General features: G+C 39.4%; 16 protein-coding genes. 4 read left to right on the forward strand and 12 right to left on the reverse strand.

Features of this window, described 5'->3' with window-relative positions; genetic code table 11:
- Positions 1-235 precede the first annotated feature (235 nt).
- On the reverse strand, positions 236-922 hold the full coding sequence (locus tag ACR2F7_RS02840) for a DUF4397 domain-containing protein (protein ID WP_432712097.1): 687 nt from the start codon (positions 920-922) through the stop codon (positions 236-238).
- A 384-nt stretch (positions 923-1,306) separates the two neighbouring features.
- On the opposite strand from ACR2F7_RS02840, the gene ACR2F7_RS02845 reads away from it, so the two are divergent.
- Complete coding sequence (locus tag ACR2F7_RS02845) at positions 1,307-3,784, forward strand: M1 family aminopeptidase (RefSeq protein ID WP_432712098.1); 2,478 nt, start codon at positions 1,307-1,309, stop codon at positions 3,782-3,784.
- 143 nt (positions 3,785-3,927) lie between these two features.
- On the opposite strand, the gene ACR2F7_RS02850 is transcribed toward ACR2F7_RS02845, so the two are convergent.
- The 10 genes from ACR2F7_RS02850 to ACR2F7_RS02895 form a co-directional block, all read right to left on the reverse strand.
- The gene (locus tag ACR2F7_RS02850; protein WP_432712099.1) at positions 3,928-4,728 is read right to left on the reverse strand and encodes a helical backbone metal receptor; all 801 of its coding nucleotides are present in this window, start codon (positions 4,726-4,728) and stop codon (positions 3,928-3,930) included.
- A 121-nt stretch (positions 4,729-4,849) separates the two neighbouring features.
- The gene (locus tag ACR2F7_RS02855) at positions 4,850-6,121 is read right to left on the reverse strand and encodes a glucose-1-phosphate adenylyltransferase (RefSeq protein WP_432712100.1); all 1,272 of its coding nucleotides are present in this window, start codon (positions 6,119-6,121) and stop codon (positions 4,850-4,852) included.
- Between the two features lie 10 nt (positions 6,122-6,131).
- A complete protein-coding gene (locus ACR2F7_RS02860; protein WP_432712101.1) occupies positions 6,132-7,538 on the reverse strand; it encodes a glycogen synthase in 1,407 nt (468 codons plus the stop codon).
- Positions 7,539-7,731: 193 nt separating this feature from the next.
- Positions 7,732-8,982 carry a sulfate adenylyltransferase subunit 1 gene (locus ACR2F7_RS02865; RefSeq protein ID WP_432712102.1) on the reverse strand — a complete coding sequence of 417 codons (1,251 nt, stop codon included), beginning with the start codon at positions 8,980-8,982 and terminating at the stop codon, positions 7,732-7,734.
- Positions 8,982-9,887: a sulfate adenylyltransferase subunit CysD gene (cysD, locus tag ACR2F7_RS02870; protein WP_432712103.1), complete on the reverse strand. Its 906-nt coding sequence runs from the start codon at positions 9,885-9,887 to the stop codon at positions 8,982-8,984. The genes ACR2F7_RS02865 and cysD overlap by 1 nt, the downstream gene beginning before the upstream one ends.
- Before the next feature lie 9 nt (positions 9,888-9,896).
- A complete protein-coding gene (locus ACR2F7_RS02875) occupies positions 9,897-10,601 on the reverse strand; it encodes a phosphoadenylyl-sulfate reductase (protein WP_432712104.1) in 705 nt (234 codons plus the stop codon).
- Positions 10,598-11,275 carry a precorrin-2 dehydrogenase/sirohydrochlorin ferrochelatase family protein gene (locus ACR2F7_RS02880; RefSeq protein ID WP_432712105.1) on the reverse strand — a complete coding sequence of 226 codons (678 nt, stop codon included), beginning with the start codon at positions 11,273-11,275 and terminating at the stop codon, positions 10,598-10,600. Before ACR2F7_RS02880 ends, ACR2F7_RS02875 begins: the two co-directional genes overlap by 4 nt.
- 6 nt (positions 11,276-11,281) lie before the next feature.
- Positions 11,282-12,076 carry a uroporphyrinogen-III C-methyltransferase gene (cobA, locus tag ACR2F7_RS02885; RefSeq protein WP_432712106.1) on the reverse strand — a complete coding sequence of 265 codons (795 nt, stop codon included), beginning with the start codon at positions 12,074-12,076 and terminating at the stop codon, positions 11,282-11,284.
- Positions 12,073-14,166, reverse strand: coding sequence for a nitrite reductase (locus ACR2F7_RS02890; protein ID WP_432712107.1), 2,094 nt, complete (start codon positions 14,164-14,166; stop codon positions 12,073-12,075). Before ACR2F7_RS02890 ends, cobA begins: the two co-directional genes overlap by 4 nt.
- Before the next feature lie 229 nt (positions 14,167-14,395).
- Positions 14,396-15,244 carry an alpha/beta hydrolase gene (locus tag ACR2F7_RS02895; RefSeq protein WP_432712108.1) on the reverse strand — a complete coding sequence of 283 codons (849 nt, stop codon included), beginning with the start codon at positions 15,242-15,244 and terminating at the stop codon, positions 14,396-14,398.
- 196 nt (positions 15,245-15,440) lie between these two features.
- Between ACR2F7_RS02895 and ACR2F7_RS02900 the strand changes: the two genes are divergently transcribed.
- From ACR2F7_RS02900 to ACR2F7_RS02910, 3 genes are all read left to right on the forward strand, one after another.
- The gene (locus ACR2F7_RS02900) at positions 15,441-16,286 is read left to right on the forward strand and encodes a hypothetical protein (protein ID WP_432712109.1); all 846 of its coding nucleotides are present in this window, start codon (positions 15,441-15,443) and stop codon (positions 16,284-16,286) included.
- A gap of 69 nt (positions 16,287-16,355) precedes the next feature.
- Positions 16,356-17,270, forward strand: a complete 915-nt coding sequence (locus ACR2F7_RS02905) for a hypothetical protein (RefSeq protein ID WP_432712110.1) — start codon at positions 16,356-16,358, stop codon at positions 17,268-17,270.
- A 12-nt stretch (positions 17,271-17,282) separates the two neighbouring features.
- On the forward strand, positions 17,283-17,921 hold the full coding sequence (locus ACR2F7_RS02910; RefSeq protein WP_432712111.1) for a class I SAM-dependent methyltransferase: 639 nt from the start codon (positions 17,283-17,285) through the stop codon (positions 17,919-17,921).
- Between the two features lie 63 nt (positions 17,922-17,984).
- Here ACR2F7_RS02910 and ACR2F7_RS02915 read toward each other — a convergent pair whose 3' ends face one another.
- Entirely contained in the window at positions 17,985-19,610 is a 1,626-nt protein-coding gene (locus ACR2F7_RS02915; RefSeq protein WP_432712112.1) for an NADP-dependent glyceraldehyde-3-phosphate dehydrogenase, read from the reverse strand.
- Between the last annotated feature and the right edge of the window lie 33 nt (positions 19,611-19,643).

The following is a 19,643-nucleotide window of genomic DNA, read 5'->3' on the forward strand; positions in this document are numbered from 1 at the left end:
TATACGTTTAGTTCAAAGTTATATTGTAAATAAAAATGCAGTAATTATTGTGAGAGAAGAATTACGCATGTTTATTAAAAAGATAGGGATTGTTGTGCTCTGGGGTTGCTTGGTTGGACGGTGACGAAGGTACTAGCCCGGAAAAAAATCAGTTCAAAAAGATAGGGCAGTCATTGATGAATGACTGCCCTATTCTATTGATAAAACGGTAGATGTGTTTTGGGTAAATTACACCTTAGTTATGTGAAATTTGTTTCACCTGGATATCTGCCGCAGTAGATCCCGCAATATAAACGGTATAAATTTTATTGGCTAAGAAAGCAGTGATGTTAAAGCTACCCAAGCTTGTAGTTTGTCCTGTAGCATAAACATTAATGCTTAGAATACCTGGGTCAACAGTTAAATAGTCACTTGAATTGTCGCGTTGCAAGTTAACCACTAAGTTATCTCCTGATCCACGTTTGATGTCTACACTTGCAGGAGCAGCATCACTCAGGTGTATAAACCTTATTTTTGCTTTTCCAGCTGCAGGTGCAGTCATATCATCTGTAAAAAGTTTAACCCTTGCCGCTTGTCCATCTCCAGCTAAAAATACACTGTAGTATTTTCCTTTGTCAAGGTCGAATTTAGTGGTAGCATACACTGTTGAAGAACCATCATTTCTAAATTGTGCTTCCAGGTTATTACCTGAATTAGTAGCAATGTAATCTTTTGTATCACCATAGGCTAATCCACTTTGAATCACAGTACTGTTGGCTAAAAAGAAGCCCTGTGGAGTAGAAGATGGTGATGCGTTAATCACTTTTAAGTTTGCAGATCCTGTTTCGTCTACGTCATTTTTCTTACAAGATGTTAATCCTGTTGTTAAAGCTAAAATTGCTACACCTGCTAACAGGCTTTTGAATAATGAATTGTTTTTCATAGGTATTAAATTTTTAATAGGTAAAAAATTAAGGTAACGATGATTACCAATGCCCTATATACAAAAACCAATCCTTTTTAATCATTATGAAACAAATTTGTTCACAAAAATATTATCATCTGTTTTTTATACTATTATTTAAATATATCGTCATTTTAAGAGAATATCTTCAGATTTTAATTTCCATATTTTGTATTTTACAAGATACAAAAGGAAATAAGCGAGCATTTAATTTTCATATTACCCCAGATTCTGTATTTTTAGCTATTCAATATAAAAAATTAAGGCTTAACTGTAACTATATATAGTATAAGTACTCAAATCAGTACGGATAAAAAACTAAATATCAATAGCTTCAATTCCATAAAAAAACTCAATATAAAAATGAAATATATTTTAAGAAATTCAGCCTACGCCTGCCTTGTCTTTGTGCTCGCCGTAAACAGCGTACAGGCACAACAAGAGAAAGCAACTGATGTAAAGGCTGAAAAAATCTATCGTGCCTCTCCAACAAAGATTAATGCTTTAGTGCATACTAAACTTGATGTAAAGTTCGACTATGCAAAAAGACAACTGATTGGCAAGGAATGGGTAACCTTAAAACCTTACGCCTATGCCACAGATACCTTAACGCTAGATGCCAAAGGGATGGATCTTAAAAACGTTGCTTTAGTGAATGGCAAGGTGCTTGAAAAATTAAAATACACTTATGACCAGGAGCAAATTCACATCCAGTTAGGAAAGAATTATGCACCTGGACAAGCCTATACAATCTATATTGAATATGTAGCGAAACCAGAGGAGCTGAAAGCTAAAGGCAGCGCCGCTATTACCGATGCTAAAGGTTTATACTTTATCAATCCGGATAGTGCAGTAGCCAATAAACCTGTTCAAATATGGACGCAGGGTGAAACTGAGGCTTCATCAGCATGGTTCCCTACCATTGACCGTACCAACCAGAAAACAACGTCTGAAATCATCATGACGGTGCCTTCCAAATATGTAACACTTTCTAATGGAAAACTGGTAACTCAGGTTAAAAACACCAATGGTACCCGTACAGATACCTGGAAAATGGACCTTCCTCATGCACCCTATTTATTTATGATGGCGGTAGGTGATTTTAAAATCACCAAAGACAAATGGAAAGATAAAGAAGTTAGTTATTACCTGGAGCCGGCCTATGCGCCTTATGCTAAAGACATCTTTGGAACGACACCAGAGATGATCAGCTTTTTCTCTGAAAAACTTAACCTTGATTTCCCATGGAATAAATACAGCCAGGTAGTGGTACGTGATTATGTAAGTGGTGCCATGGAAAATACAACGGCAACCTTGCATGGTGATTATGTACAACGTACACCCAAAGAAATGAAGGATGAGTATTTCAGCCAGGCGGAAAGTACCATTGCCCACGAACTTTTCCACCAATGGTTCGGTGATTATGTAACCGCTGAAAGCTGGAGCAATTTAACTGTAAACGAATCTTTTGCCAACTATAGCGAGTATTTATGGTCAGCACACAAATATGGTAAAGATGTAGCTGATGAGCATAACTACGAGGATATGGCTAATTACCTGGGCTCAAAAAATGATGCCCTGAAAAGTTTAGTCCGTTTCCATTATGCCGACAAAGAAGATGTGTTTGACTTGGTTTCTTACCAAAAAGGCGGACGTATTTTACATATGCTCCGTAATGAGGTAGGTGATGATGTGTTCTTTAAGGGATTGAACCTCTACTTAAAACAAAATGCTTTTAAAACCGGTGAAGCGCATCAATTGCGTTTGGCCATGGAAGAAGCGAGTGGAAAAGATTTAAACTGGTTCTTTAACCAATGGTATTTTAATGCTGGTCATCCAAAATTAACGATCAACTACGCTTGGAATGAGGCTGCAAAAACACAAACGGTAACGCTGAAACAAACTCAGGAAGGCAGTACTTTTACCTTACCTATGGTCATTGAAATTTATGCTGGTGGTAAAAAACAACGCCATGTGGTAACCATGGAAAATGCGGAGCAAACCTTTACTTTCAAAAGCACAGTAAAACCTGACCTTGTGAATGTGGATGCGGAGAAAGTTTTGTTAGTGGATAAAACAGACAACAAATCTATCAAGGAATATGCTTTCCAATATGCCAATGCCCCTCTTTATGTAGATAGACTGGAATCTATTCAGGCCGCTTCTAAAAACCAGAAAGATGCTGATGGTGCAAAAATTATGCTTGCAGCACTTAACGACAAGTTTCACGGCTTAAGGTTAGCCTCTTTAGAGGCACTAGACCTGACAAACGCTGAACTGGCAAAAACTGCTTTACCTGTTATTCAAAAGCTTGCTGTTGCTGATGCCAATACGTTGGTTAAAGCAAAAGCGATAACTGCTTTAGCAGCGACAAACAATCCTGCTGATCTTCCATTGTTTAAAAAAGCATTGGAAAGTGATTCTTATGCCGTACAGGGCGCCGCGTTGATGGCTTTATCTCTACAACAACCACAGGATGCCATTGCAACGGCTAAATCTTTTGAGAAAGACAACAGAAAAGCATTAACTGAAGCCATGGTGAATGTTTATTCTAAATATGGTACTGAAAATGAACTGGCCTTTATCACTGATAAATTTGGTTCTTTGGGTACACAGGAACAAATACACTTGATTCCTGCTTACATGAACATGCTAGGCAAGGTAAATGACCTTAACGCTGTAAAAAAAGGAGTTGATGCTGTTAAGGCCATTGGTGTAAAATACAAATCTTATGGTGCAAACACCTTTGTAACTAACTTTTTGGTGAAATTGAAACAACAGAAACAAAGTGACCAGGCGAGCCTAACTTATATTGATGCTGCCATTACGGAGTTGAAATAATAAATGAAACCAATGCTAAGCAAATCGTAATAGCAAAGCTGTTCAATTAAAAGATAAGCATTGCTGTTCAAGAAAAACAGCAAATGCTTTTTAACCCCTCTTGTTAAATGCCTCGGCATTTAACAAGAGGGGTTTTTATGTTTTTATGCTTTGATTTCTTTTTGAAGCTGAAAAAAATATTGTACGGCTTTGACCAGTCGGCTACCATACCAGCTAAACATCTCTCCATCTACTAACCTTATGGCAGCATGAGGCAAGGCCTTTTTGAGCTCCTCTATATGTTTGTCTCTAAAAGGATAGGGTTCTGAGGATAAAAACACCAACAGGGGCTGAAATTCCTGCAACGCAGCAATTTCCATAGAAGGGTAACGTAAGGCTGTAACTATATTATGTAGTCCGTTTAAAGCCAAAATATCATTGATAAAGGTATGCTGACCGACAAACATATAGGGTTCACGCCAGATGAGGTAGGCAACTTTTTCATTGATGTTATTTTGCAAGGCCAAAGTCTGCAGGTCATTAAAACCAGCCGTAATCAAATGATTCAAATAAGCGGCTTCAGGTTCCCGGTCTATCAGCACCCCTATTTGCTGGATTGCTTTTTTGGCATCTTCCAGCGTATAAATATCACTCATCCATACCGGAAATTCCTCCCGCAATTCTTCTATTTGCGCCTGTTCGTTTTCTTCTTTATTGCCAATAATTAAATCTGGCTTCAAGCTGCGAATCAAGTCCATGTTTAACTTCTTGGTGCCCCCAATTTTAATTTTGTCCTTAACTTTATCATGAGGATGGATGCAAAATTTAGTCACACCGATTATTTCCTGGTTTAAACCAAGGTCAAATAACAATTCTGTTTGTGAGGGAACCAGCGAGATGATTCTTTTTGGAGGGTAATTGAGTACGATTTCCCTATTCAAAAAATCAGTAAAAGTCTTTTGCATACCCAAAGATACGCGTATTCGTATTTTTAAGGGCGCACCTTCATTAATTAAAAAAAAACGGCTACAGATCAATCTATAGCCGAATATTGAGGTAGAAAATCCTTTTTAAGGGTTTGAAGTTCTATATTTTTGTTCCGTCGGCAATCGTTGCGCCTTTTTTAATGACCACAATGCCGTCTTTAACTGCATAAGTACCAAAGTCGCCGTCTGCAAGGTGTGGCCCGCCAACAATAGTGACGTCATTACCTACCCTGCAATTTTTATCGAGGATAGCATTTTGGATAAAACACCTTTCACCCACACCAATCAATGGGTTGCCACGGTCTACCTCAGCCTGAATTTCTATCAGCGTCTGGTACCTATCACTACCCATAATGTATGCATTTTCTACTTTTGTACCTTTCCCTAGCCTTGCGCGAATACCTATAACGGCATGAGTAATGGATTCTGCCTGTAAAATACAACCTTCAGCAATAACCGTTTTATTAAGGGTAGTGCCTAGAATTTTTGAAGGCGGCAACATCCTTGGGCGGGTAAAGATACTATGGTGACTGTCAAAAAGATTGAATTTAGGAATTTCATCTGTCAGGCCAAGGTTAGCTTCAAAGAAAGAAGAGATGTTACCAATATCTGTCCAGTAGCCTTCATATTGGAAGCTACATACTTTACAACTTTGGATTACACGAGGAATGATTTCCTTACCGAAGTCTTTTTCATCTGCATTTTCTGCAAAAATCTTGATCAGCAAATCTTTATTGAACAGGTATATCCCCATAGAAGCCAAATAATCACGGCCTTCGGAATGCATGGCCTCACCTGTATCTGACGACCAGTCCTTCAACATCTCTGCATTAGGCTTTTCTGTAAAAGAGGTTATCAATTGTTCTTCATTCGCCTTTAAGATACCAAAGTCAGTTGCATCTTTTGCCGTAACAGGGATGGTAGCCAGAGTAATTTCTGCGCCACCTTCGATATGTGCATTGATCATTTCATTAAAATCCATCTGGTATAACTGGTCACCAGAGAGAATGAGCACATACTCAAATTCATGGTTAAGCAGGTGGTGCATGGTTTGTCTGACCGCATCAGCTGTACCCTGAAACCATGTTGGGTTTTCTGGCGTTTGCTCCGCAGCAAGAATATCCACAAAGGCCTCGCTAAAGTGACTGAAATGATAAGTATTTTTAATGTGTTTATTTAATGATGCCGAGTTAAATTGTGTCAAAACGAACATGCGGTGGATGCCAGAATTTAAACAATTGGATATTGGTATATCCACTAAGCGGTATTTACCAGCGATAGGTACTGCTGGTTTTGAGCGTGTTTGCGTGAGTGGAGACAATCTGGATCCCTGGCCACCGCCAAGGATAACTCCCAATACTTTTTCAGTCATAGCTATTTTTTTATATTTGGTATAGGTCTATATATTCTTGTGCAGCTTTATCCCAGGAATGATCAATCTGCATCATTATCTTGCGTATATCTTTAATTAATTTTTTATCATGGTAAAAGTGAACTGCTCTTCCCATAGCATGTTCAACATCCCAAATACTAGTTTGATCATGGCAAATTCCAAATCCGCCATCACCAATATCTACGACTGTATCTTTTAATCCTCCTATGCGTCTTACGATGGGTATAGTGCCGTAACGTAAGGCATATAGCTGGTTTAAGCCACAAGGCTCTACCCTGGAGGGCATCAGTAAAAAATCTGCAGCTGCATAAATCTGATGCGACAATTGCTCATTATAGCCTATATAAGCGTTATAATGACCAGGGAAAACTTCTTTTAAAGCTGCTAAACGGCCTTCTACCTGTGGGTCTCCAGAGCCTAAAACAAGCACACTAATTGCTCCATGGGCCTGATGTAAAGTATTATAAAAGATATCAGGCAACAAATCTGCACCCTTTTCCCCTACCAGGCGCCCAATAAAAGCGAATAATGGTTTCGTCGAATCAAGGTTAAAAACACTACATAAGGCCTCTTTGTTTGCTTTTTTTCCATTATCTACCGTTTTTATACTGTAATTTTTGGTAAGCATTTGATCCTTTGAGGGATCCCACACCTCATTGTCAATGCCATTTAATATTCCAGCAGACTTACCACGCTCTTGAGCAAGCAAATTTTCCAGTCCATTGGCTTTAAAGCTGATCTCATCAAGGTAACTTGGCGACACCGTACTTATTCTCCAGGCACATTTGATTGCTGCTGCTAGCGGGTTAATGGCACCATTCCATTCCAGCAGTCCGGATTTCCAGGTGTCAAAAGAAGGTATATAATGAAGTTTATCCCAGCCAAATTGCCCCTGGTATTGGGCATTATGTATAGTCAGCACCGTAGGTACAGCACTTAATTTCCTATAACGGATGCAATTTGACATCATAAAAGGAATGAGCCCTGTATGGTGATCGTGGCAATGAACTACATCGGGAAGGTGCTGCCATTGCGCAATCCAATCTAAAACAGCTATTTGGAAGGCAAGAAAACGTTCTGTATCATCGGCATAGCCGTAAACCTGTGGTCGGTCGGTAAAATTAGCAATATGTACAAGGAATAGATCGAACCCTAGTTTATTCGTTTTTTCTCTGAAGATCCTGACTGTAAAATCCTGGAAGCCTAATTTACCCCAGCCATCATAAACGACTTCAAATTCATTTTCCCTCATAAAACGGGTTTCATAGGCCGGCATGACTACCTTAGCAATATGTCCCAGTTTATTTTGATATTTAGGTAAAGCGCCAACTACATCTCCCAGTCCGCCTACTTTGGCTACCGGATAACACTCTGCACTAATGTGTATAATCTCCATATTTAAACCGATTTCAAAAATCAACATAAAGTAAGAATTATTTAGCGACAAAAAACAATAAAATCTACAAACTGCATCTTATAACGGCATAATTTGAGAAATTACGCAACCCATCAAGCAAGCCTAAACAAAAAAAGGTTAGCCACATCTGCGACTAACCTTTTTTTATTAGAACATTTAAATATCTATTTTCTTAGTCTGCTACCGCCCTAAACATTAGAGCAGCTACAGTTAAATTAGTTCTACTATCAATTAATATAGCCGATCCATTGGCTTTATTCTCTTCAAAAATGTCAAATGGTAAAGTATCTGCAGTTTTAAGGATAACCCGTCCTATTTCATTCAATGAGAAATCATAGGCTTCTTTTTTCTCCAACGTATTAATGTCTACTTTAAATACGATGTCCTTGATCTTACATTTGGTGACCTTGCTGTTGTGTTGGATAAGGTAGGTGATGGTTTCATCAAGCGGACGTTTATCCATCCAGCAAATATCGGCTTCAATCAATTGTGAATGCTGTGCCGGGTGGTCTGAATTAACCAGCATATCTCCCCTGCTGATGTCAATGTTATCTTTTAGATGGATCGTTACAGACATCCCTGCATGTGCTTCCTCGGGTGTCTGGTCATAAATCTCTATTCTTTCCACTACAGAGTGGTATCCTGAAGGTAAAACCGTCACTTTATCATTCACTCTAAAAGAACCGCTCAAGATTCTGCCTGCATAACCACGGTAATCATGAAGTTCATCTGTCTGTGGCCTGATAACCCATTGAACGGGCATCCTGGCAAAGGGTGATTTTGCCCCATGATCAACTTCTACATTTTCAAGGAAATCTAAAAGGCTTTCCCCTTTATACCATTCCATGTGTTTTGAAGAATGAACAATGTTATCTCCTTTCAAGGCACTTACCGGAATAAAAGTGACCTCTTTTAAATTCAGCTGCTGGGCAAGGTCTTTATATTTATCAGTGATATTGTTGTAAACTTCTTCACTGTAATCTACCATATCCATTTTATTCAGACAAACAACAATGTTATTGATGCCCAACAGGGAAACAAGGTAAGAGTGCCTAACAGTTTGTTCAACTACACCATTTCTGGCATCCACTAAAATAATGGCCAGGTTTGCTGTAGAAGCACCAGTAACCATATTTCGCGTGTACTGAATATGTCCGGGCGTATCTGCAATGATAAACTTGCGTTTGTCCGTCTGAAAATATTTATAGGCTACATCAATGGTGATGCCCTGTTCTCTTTCCGCCCTTAAACCATCAGTTAAAATAGCGAGGTCAATAGAACCATCGTCATTTTTACGGTTAGATTGCTGTAAGGCTTCAAGTTGATCGTAGAGGATAGAATCTGTATCATATAACAGGCGGCCAATTAAGGTGCTTTTACCATCATCAACACTACCTGCAGTAAAAAATTTAAGTATATTCATTAAAAGTATCCTCCTTTTTTGCGGTCTTCCATAGCAGCTTCAGATACTTTATCATCCATTCTGGCTCCGCGTTCGCTAATTTTTGATTCACTAATTTCATCGATGATGTCATCTAATTCGATGGCAGCTGAAGCAATGGCTGCCGTGCAGCTCATATCGCCAACCGTACGGAAACGTACCATTTTACGTTCTACCAAATCCTCATGATCCATATTCAGGAATGGTGATGCCGCCATCAATTGCCCGTTACGGGTAATGCAATCCCTGTCATGCGCAAAATATATCGAAGGCAGCTCCATCTTTTCTCTTCTGATGTAATTCCATACATCAAGCTCCGTCCAGTTGCTGATTGGAAAAACACGCACATTTTCTCCCTTATGGATTTTGCCGTTATAGATATTCCATAATTCAGGTCTTTGGCGTTTAGGATCCCATTGACCAAATTCATCACGTACAGAAAATATTCTTTCCTTGGCTCTGGCTTTTTCCTCATCTCTTCTGGCTCCACCAATACAAGCGTCAAAGCCATATTTAGCAATTGTATCTAAAAGCGTTACTGTTTGCAGGGAATTACGACTGGCATTTTTGCCCTTTTGTTCAATGGCTTTCCCCTGGTCAATGGATTCCTGTACATAGCCTACAATTAGTTTCTCCCCAATACGTTCCACCATTTTATCGCGGAATTCAATAGTTTCAGGAAAGTTATGTCCTGTATCGATATGTACTAGTGGGAAAGGGAATTTCCCTGGCCTGAAAGCTTTTTCTGCCAGCCTCACCAGGGTTATAGAATCCTTACCTCCAGAAAATAATAAAGCAGGTTTTTCAAACTGACCAGCCACTTCACGTAAAATGTGAATGGCCTCCGCTTCTAACTCATCTAAATAATCTAAATTATCCTTACTCATGTTCTAATATTATTGAGTGGCATGTAAGCCACATTCCTTTTTTGATTGGTCTTCCCACCACCACCTGCCGGCCCTGAAATCTTCTCCTGGTGCAACTGCACGGGTACAAGGGGCACAACCGATACTTGGAAATCCTTTATCATGGAGGGTGTTGTAAACGACGTTATTTTCTTTGATATATACTTTAACCTGCTCCAGGCTCCAGTCGAATAAAGGATGATACTTTAGCAATTGGTTTTGTTCATCCCATTCCAGGTTAGTCATGTCATGACGATTCACAGACTGTTCTGCACGAATGCCTGTTACCCATATCTTTTTACCTTGTAAAGCACGCTTTAAAGGCTCTATTTTTCTAATGTGGCAGCACTCTTTCCGGTTTTCTACAGATTCATAAAAGCTACTCGGACCTTTTGCATTGACCATCGCCTGTACGGACGCTGTTTGCGGAAAATAAGCATGGATTGGCTTTTGGTAAATCTCCAGCGTGCGGTTCCAAACATAATAGGTTTCTGGAAACAATCTTCCTGTTTCCAGCGTAAAAACCTCTATAGGAACATCATTTTTAAAGATCAAGTCTGTTACCACCTGATCTTCCCAGCCAAAGCTGGTGGAAAAGGTAACCAAACCCGGATATTGCGATGTAAAATAGCGCAAAACATCAACAGGTGCAAGATCCTTGATGATGGCTGCTATTTCAGTTAATTGGGTTTTCATGATTTAAATATAATTACTGCCAGCGCAATTGCAAGCGACAAAATAAGGATATTCGCAATCAGCCACTTTTTATGGTCATGTTTTGCAAAATCTGGTTGTTCTTCCACTAGTAAAGAAGTTACTTGATTTAACTTCTTTACCTTATCTGTAAAATTACCTTCCAGTCGGTTTCTTAGTGCAGCCATCTGCTGGAGTGTGGTATCTAATTCTTGCGGCAGACTTTCATTTAAAATTTCTTTTAACCTTTTAGCAATGGTAGGTGACTTTCCATTGGTGGAGATGGCAATTTTCAGGTCGCCTTTCTTCACTACTGATCCCAAATAGAAATCACACAGATCAGGTTTATCAGCAAAATTGACCAGCAGTCTCCTCTTTTTCGCCGCTACCCTGATCTGTTGGTTCAGCTCCTGGTTGTTAGTGGCCGCAACCACCAGCTCTACTTCAGTGAGATCTTCTTCACAAAAGGCTCTTTCATAAATAACCACGTTACTATAGGTCTCAGCCATAGCCCTTATTTCTGGATCTACCTGCAAGGCCACAATGGTCAGCCTTGCAGAGGGGCTGTTCGTTAATAAAGTATTGATCTTTTCTAAACCCACTAGCCCGCCACCCACTACTAAAGTATGCAGTGTATGTAGCTTTATAAATACCGGAAATAATTCATTGCCTTCCAAATTCTATTATTGTTCTTCTTGTAAAGTTCTGTAAAAATTCTTTATGGGTTGGAAGGACGGATGTAAAGATACCACTTCACCAAAAATAAGCAGCGCAGGTGCCTGGATGTTTTTTTCAATCACCAGCTCCTCAATGGTATCCACAATACCCACTGCAATTTTCTCATCTTCTGTAGAGCCACTTTGAATAGCCGCTACAGGAAGTTTGTATTTACCTTCATTTTGAAACAGTTTCACTATCTCCGCCAATTTCCCTAATCCCATTAAAACTACTACCGTTGCTTTTGTTCTCACAGCTTCATAAAGGTCGTTAGACATTTCTCCAGAAGCTGTTGTACCGGTAACAACCCAAAAACTTTCGCTCAATCCTCGGTGTGTTACCGGAATTTGCTGTAAACCCGGAACAGAGATAGAACTCGATAAACCTGGAATAACCTGCGTAGGAATATTATAGTTCAGGGCAAAGTCAACTTCTTCGTAACCTCTGCCGAAAACAAAAGGATCGCCACCTTTCAGGCGAACCACATGTCCATAATTTAAAGCATAGTCTACCATTAATTTGTTAACAGCTTCCTGCGAATAAGAATGTGCACCAGATCTTTTGCCTACATAAATTTTAATGGCCGTCGGACTAGCGTAAGTCAGCAAAGCTTCATTTACAAGGGCATCATATAAAATGACGTCTGCAGTTTTCAAGGCATTAGCACCTTTTAGTGTAATTAATTCTGGGTCACCAGGACCAGCACCTACTAATGTGATTTTGGGTTCTTTAAACCCTAGTTGTGTGTTCGTTAGAATCATAATTGAAACGCCGCCTCCCTTTTAGTTTTCATTTGATTAAAAAAGCTTTCCGCACTATTTAAATAAGCTCGGGCAAAACCTTCTGTTGGTTCATTTTTATTGATCTGTAATACCAGGTCATTGAAACTGCCTTGCAGCTCTACGTCTCCTGTGTTAACATAGTGGTTCTCAAATTCGCGGATAACACCCGCCTGTGTACTGCTGCTCACGCCTTTATCCAATAACATGGCTTTTGCGGTGTTCACCATTACACTGTAGCTATGGTAGATAGAATCTGACCAGGCTTTAGCATTAAATGAAGCTTTTGCCCAGCCCAGTTTTTCTTCACCCTCTAAAAGTAAGGTGGCTACAAGGTCTATGATCACTCCTGCACATTCACCAACACCAATGGCTGTTTGAAAAGTCTCCTCATGACCCCAGTCTACATATTCATCTTCTTTAAGGTTAGTTAAATCAGCCAAAGGCTTTAATAACTGGTAGAAATAATCCTTACCAAGGCGATCATAATAACCGTGGAAATTTTCTTCTGCCAGGGCATTCGCCTGGTAATCGTCTAAAATGGTTCTTAACACGGCTGTTGCACGCTTTGATGGTGTTTTGATTACTTTTTCAGCTACTCTTCCAACACCATCGCCAACGGTACCACCACCCAGTAAAACCTGTACTGCAGGCACCACTTTTCCGTTTGCTTTAACAGAACTGCCATGGAAACCTATATGTGCTAAACCATGCTGTCCGCATGAATTCATGCAACCGCTGATTTTAATTTTAATGTCTTTATTGAAGATCAGGTTAGGATATTCTTCATACACCAAATCTTCTAGTGTAGCAGCAAGCGACATACTATTGGAGATCCCAAGGTTACAAGTATCTGTTCCCGGGCAGGTAGTTACATCTGCTAAGCTGTCAAAGCCAGCCTTTGCAAATCCTGTAGCCAATAAGGCTTTATATAGAGAAGGCAAAGCTTCTTGGCGAACAAACTTCAATAATAAGCCCTGGTTAGGCGTTACCCTAAGTTCGTCAGCTACATAAGGATGAATAGCTTCTACTAATTCACGCGCTTTAAAGGTCCTGATGTCACCAATGGTCACTTTTATATAGACCCCATAAAAACCTGGTTGTTTTTGCTCAAACACATTGGTAGCCAACCAGTGCTGGTAACCGATGGTTTCTTCTACTCCTGTTTCCTCAAAGTTGAGCAGTGCAGGTGGTTCTGGCAAAGGCACAGCATCTCTGTCTACCGCAAAGCTTTTGGATTTATTTGCCGTACGCTCTTCTTCAATCAGCTGTAATACTTCTGCTAAACCTAACTTTTGCACTAAATATTTTAAACGTGCTTTATTTCTATTGTTACGCTCCCCATGGCGGTCAAATACGCGTAGTACAGATTCTGTATAGGGAATAAGCTGATCTTCAGGAAGGAATTCATGAACAGCATTAGCCAAAAATGGCTGTGCCCCTAAACCGCCTGCAAAAAGAACTTTAAATCCGCGTTCACCTTGCTCATTAATTTTTGGAATGAAGCCTAAATCATGGATATAACTGAAGGCTGTATCTTTTTCCGTAGCAGAGAAAGAAATCTTGATCTTTCTTCCCATCTCCTGACAAATAGGATTGCGTAAGAAATATGAAAATACCGCATGTGCATAAGGACTTACATCAAAAATCTCGTCTGGATTGATACCAGCATCTGGAGATGAGGTTACATTTCTCACTGTATTTCCGCAAGCCTCACGAATGGTGACATCTTCACGTTCCAGCTGCTCCCATAATTCTGGTGTACGGTCTAAACTCACATAGTGCATTTGGATATCCTGACGGGTCGTTAAATGGAGGTTTCCACTTCCATACTCATCAGCTACATCTGCAATTTTTAGCAATTGTCTGAAAGTAACCTTTCCAAAGGGTAATTTGATACGGATCATTTGAACCCCTGGCTGGCGCTGACCATAAATGCCGCGTGCCAGACGTAAGCTTCGGAACTTTTCATCATGGATAGCACCCTCCCTGTATAGGCGGATTTTCTTCTCTAAATCTATGATGTCTTGTTCTACTATTGGATTTTCAAGTTCGGTTCTAAAACTTTGCATGTTGGTTTAATTTTGATTAAAAAAAAACTTCTTCGGTTTTTGAGACTGAAGAAGTTTTTATATATGACACCCCATAACAGTCTAAGCGCTGCTTTTACAGCATGGGGACATCATATAAATTTTAATCGGGTTCAGGTTGTTCATCTTCACAAATATATAAAGTATATAGAATATATAGAACTAATATTCATTTTTATTTTTAAACAACCTTAAATCCACTAAAAACCAATTACTTAAGGATACTCTGCTGAAAGAAATTATTAAAAAACAAGAGCTGGTAGCCTATGGAATTTGTCCAGTAAGCCCAATTGTGAGCTCCCGGTCTGATGATAAAATCATGGGGAATTTGCTGATAGAGTAATTTTTCGTGGAAGGCCTTATTCACGGTATAAAAGAAATCGTCTTTTCCACAATCAATAATCAAGGCCAGCTGATGTGTAGAAAGCAAGGGTGTTAATTCCATCACACTATTGTTGTTCCATCTTTCCGGATACTGTACATAAGTACCCAATCTTTTTGCTATTTCCCAATTTGCCGGAAAAGGGCGTAAATCTAATCCGCCACTCATGCTGCCCGCGGCACCAAATACATCCTGGTGTTTAATGGCGACAGAAAGCGCACCATGACCTCCCATGCTCAAACCAGTAATGGCCCTGTTATTTCTGTTGGCAATGGTTTTATAATGCTGGTCAGTATAGCTCACCAATTCTGTAGAAATATAGGTGTCGTATTTCCATTTGTCATCAACAGGGCTATCCAAATACCAGCTGGAGCTACCATCAGCACAAACAATGATCATTTGATATTGATCTGCATAGGCTTTAATTGCCGGAATTTTGTTGATATAATCTCCATAATTACCCCCATAGCCATGTAATAAATATACAGTAGAAAATCGTTGTTGAGCTTTGTATGTAGCAGGCAAGATCACCACGGCTTTAATGGTTTTATTCATGGACTTGCTAAACGTAGAAACGGTATCTACTGTGGCAGCCTGTGATAGGGTGACTGAAAAGATAAACAACAGAATGAACAGTAATTTCAAGGTTAATGCCTGCTGATGATAGAAAGATTTCATGTGATGGTTGGTCTTTAAATTTCGATTGGGTTTATATAGAGGCTGAAAATAGTAAATTATTTCAATAAGAACTTTTTAAAAGTTGAGATTGGCATCAAGCAGGTAAATACATTTTTACACACTATTACTCAATTGGTAAGTTATGTTTTTATTGGAGGATAATTAATCCACTTTTAAGGATTAAAAGACGCTCATTATGAATAAAAAACTTAGGAATCTGGCAGGTATATTAATCCTTTTAATGTTAATGGTATTTAAGGGCTGTGGTAAAGCTGACCCTCCACTGGAACCTGAAAAACCAGTGGTGACAGTGCCAATTCCAACACCGCCTGGTCCTACAACGCCTGGTCCTGAAAACCCTACTCCTCCAAATTCTACAGCCAAATTAATACCTGTCAAAATTGAATCTACCTTGGGTATCCTTACTTTTAAATACGTAGGTAATACCGGTAAACTATATGTCTTTGAAGATGGTCAAACGAAGAAAACAGGCAGTATAAATTATTCAAATGACCTACTCACCGGTTTTCAACTTAATGAAATTAATGGGCTGACTTATTTTGTAGAATATTGGAAAACTAACCAAATTGTCAATAGGGTGACTCAATTCAATCAAAAAGGAAACATTATTACACCTCTTGGCGAATACACGCTAGAATACAATAACCTTCAACAAATAAAAGATATTAAGTATTACCTGCCAAATAAACAACTAACTTCCTCCCTCACCCTCGCTTACGATGCCTCACTAAACAACAACTCCATCACCAACAACCTAAATCCTGATGAAGATATCCTGTTCACCTTCGACAAAAAAAATGGCCTGTTCAAGTACGTAGAGAATGCACAGCTCATGTCTTTAGAAATGCCCCATAAACTCTTTTATTGCACAGTCAACAATGTGCTTACCAAAACCAAAGGCCCGGCAACCGCAGCTTACAGTTATACCTATGAATACAATGCAGATGATTTCCCAAGCGTCATTACCTTAACAGAAGGCAATACAAAAACTGTCTTTAAAATAACCTACAAAACCTTGTAAGGATCTTACAATCCACAATATAATCGTAGGTTTGTTAACAAACCTACGATTAATACACAACGCGAACAGATGGGGCTAAGAATTGTAAAATTCATCTTTTTCGGGAATTACTTTATTGGCTTATTAGCCGTAGCCCTCACCGTAGAATCCACAGTTCAACTTCAGCTGCCTTTTAATTCCATCCCCTATTATATCCTAATTGCAGTGGCCCCCATTGTGTATTATACTTACGCTTACATGGGTGTGCAGAAGTTAACCAAGGCTGCCAACCCCAGAACACAGTGGTATATAGATCACCAGCGTTTTATAGTATGGAGCCAGCGAATGCTAACGTTGATTGCAGCATGTGCTTTACTAACCATCCTTGTGCCACACTTCCATGAAATATTACACCTGCCCTATTATTTTTGGTTAGCCATTATTTTTCCACTGCTCGCCGCTTTGCTCTATTACGGACTGCTGCCTGCTTATTTTTTTAATTTAAACCTAAGAAACACCGGCTGGCTTAAACCACTCATCATTGGTTTTGTTTGGGCCTGTACGGCTAACCTGCTTCCACTGATAGACCATAAAATAGAAACAGGCATTAATGTTACCGGCACCATATTCTGGGTCTGGCTCTTCATCAAAAACTGGATGTTCTGTACCGTTAATGCCATTATGTTCGACATGAAGGATTATGCCATTGATGCCAACAAAGAACTCAAAACCATAGTTGTGAGAATGGGTATGCGAAAAACCATTTACAAGGTCCTTATACCTATGCTATGCATAGGTATGATCTCCATGCTTATCTTTACAACCATCGCACAGTTTCCAGCAATAGCCGTTATCTTCAACTTCATTCCTTTTGTGCTCACCTTAATGGTAGCCTATTCTATGAATAAGAGAAAGAATATATTATTTTACCTGGTGATCATTGACGGGTTGATCCTGATCAAGGCTTTATGTGGCATTACCGCCGCACTATTGCTAGCACCTTAAATGAATAAGCCGATGGTAAATAACTATGATCAAATAGCAAAGGCTTATGATATATTGAGCAGAATGCTTTTTTTTAAATCGCAGGTAAATGCTCAAATCCAACAGCTTCACCTGATCCCTGCACATAGTAAGGTTTTAATTGCTGGCGGAGGAACAGGCTGGATATTGGAGCAAATTGCTAAAAGCCATCCCGAGAAACTATATATCACCTATTTAGAGATTTCAGGTGAAATGATCAACCTGGCGAAAAAGCGTAAAACCGGAAAGCACCAGGTAGAATTTATCCAGACCGCCGTAGAAGATTTTAACACCAGCGATTGCTATGATGTGATCCATACAGCATTTCTGTTCGATAACTTTGGTAAAGAAAAGGCAGAAATTGCCTTCAATAAATTACATGCTTTGTTAAAAGACGGAGGACTCTGGTTATTTACAGACTTTTCTTATCAACCCAAACAAGACGCCTTTTGGAAAGGACTTTTATTGAAATTAATGTATGCCTTTTTCAGTAAAATAGCCAGTGTTGATGCACAGCAACTTATAGATACTGCGCCCTATTTTAAGAATGCGCAATACCAATGCATCAGTAAAAAAACCTATTACAGCAAATTTATCAAAGCCCTGGTCTACCAAAAAAGCAATAATAGGTGAACGATAAAGGCCCTTTGAAAAAATTAATTTACCAAAGGGCCCATTGAATGATTAAATTTAAAATTAAAACAGAAACTTTGTACTCAAGAAGTTTGAACTGTTGCTGTCGATGATTTCGTTGATCAGTTTCTTATTGCTCTCGTTTAATTTTGTAGCCACTAACGATCGGATAGAGAATGACCTTAGCGCATCTACAACAGATAAAGTTCCCTCGGCACTATCTTTTCTACCTGTAAAAGGAAAAACATCTGGTCCACGCTGACATTGACAATTGATATTTACCCTGCTCACCTGGTTAACCAAAGGATCAATAAGGGAGGCAATTTCCTGGTCGTCATTACTAAAAATACTCACTTGTTGTCCGTGGGTAGATTCAATGAGGTATTCAATTGCTTCTTCTAAATCATCAAAAGGAACCACAGGAATTAATGGTCCAAATTGCTCTTCGGTATAAAGTTTCATGTCTTTATTAACAGGATATACAATAGCCGGATAAACAAAAGACTCATTGGTAGCACCACCATTTTCGTTGACTATATGCGCACCATGACTGATGGCATCGTCAATACATTCTTTTAAATAAGCTGGTTTTTGCAATTCAGGAAGTGGGGTTAAAGAAACACCCTCTACCCAAGGCATACCAAACTTCAATTGAGCCACAGCTGCCGACAAATCTTTCAGGAACTGATCTGCTAAAGACCTATGAACAAAAATAATTTTTAATGCCGTACAACGTTGTCCGTTAAAAGACAAAGCGCCCAAAACGGTTTCCTGTACTGCTAATTTAAGGTCAGCCTTTGCCGTAATGATCGCCGCATTTTTAGCATCTAAACCTAAAATCGCACGCAGTCTGTTAACTTTAGGGTGCAATTTCTTTAGTTCATTCGCGACTTTACTTGAGCCAATTAACGTCAACACATTAACTTTTCCTGATTTCATAATTCCAGGAATAATTTTGTTGCCTCTGCCATAAATGGTATTGACTACTCCCTTAGGGAAACAATCTCTAAAAGCTTCTAATAAGGGGTAATGCAAAAGCGTACCGTGCTTAGGTGGTTTAAATAACAGGGTATTCCCCATAATCAAGGCTGGGATCAAAGTGGTAAAGGTTTCATTCAATGGGTAATTGAATGGCCCCATACATAAAACAACCCCTAGTGGTGAACGTCTAACCTGTGCCACAATACCTTGTTCAATAATGAATGTCGACGATTGACGATCCAAATCTTTTAGGGCATCAATAGTAGCATAGATGTACTCAACAGTTCTATCAAATTCTTTCACAGAATCAGCATAGGATTTACCTATTTCCCACATCAACAATTTCACCACTTCGGCTTTTTTCTCAATAATCCGATGTGTAAAGTTCTCCACGTGATTGATTCTATTGGCCACACTCATGGTTGGCCACTCACCCCGGCCGTTGTCGTAAGCAGCAACCGCTGCATCAAGGGCCTCCATAGCCTCCTTTTCATCACATAATGGGTAAGTGCCGATAACCTTACGTTCTAAACCTTGTGGGGTTTTGATACAAATTGGTGAAACTACGGTATGGACGGCACCAGTCCAGGGATGCATAACCCCATTGCTGAGGTATTCCTGTTGGTGTAGTTCACCGTCCAACCTAAAGGCTTCGGGGATTTCATGCTCTTCAACAAAAATAGAATTGAGCTGTTCTTGAAAATTCATTGGTTTAATTTTAAAGTGGTTTACGTCTCGGTC

Source organism: Pedobacter sp. (assembly GCF_045628745.1).
GTDB lineage: Bacteria > Bacteroidota > Bacteroidia > Sphingobacteriales > Sphingobacteriaceae > Pedobacter.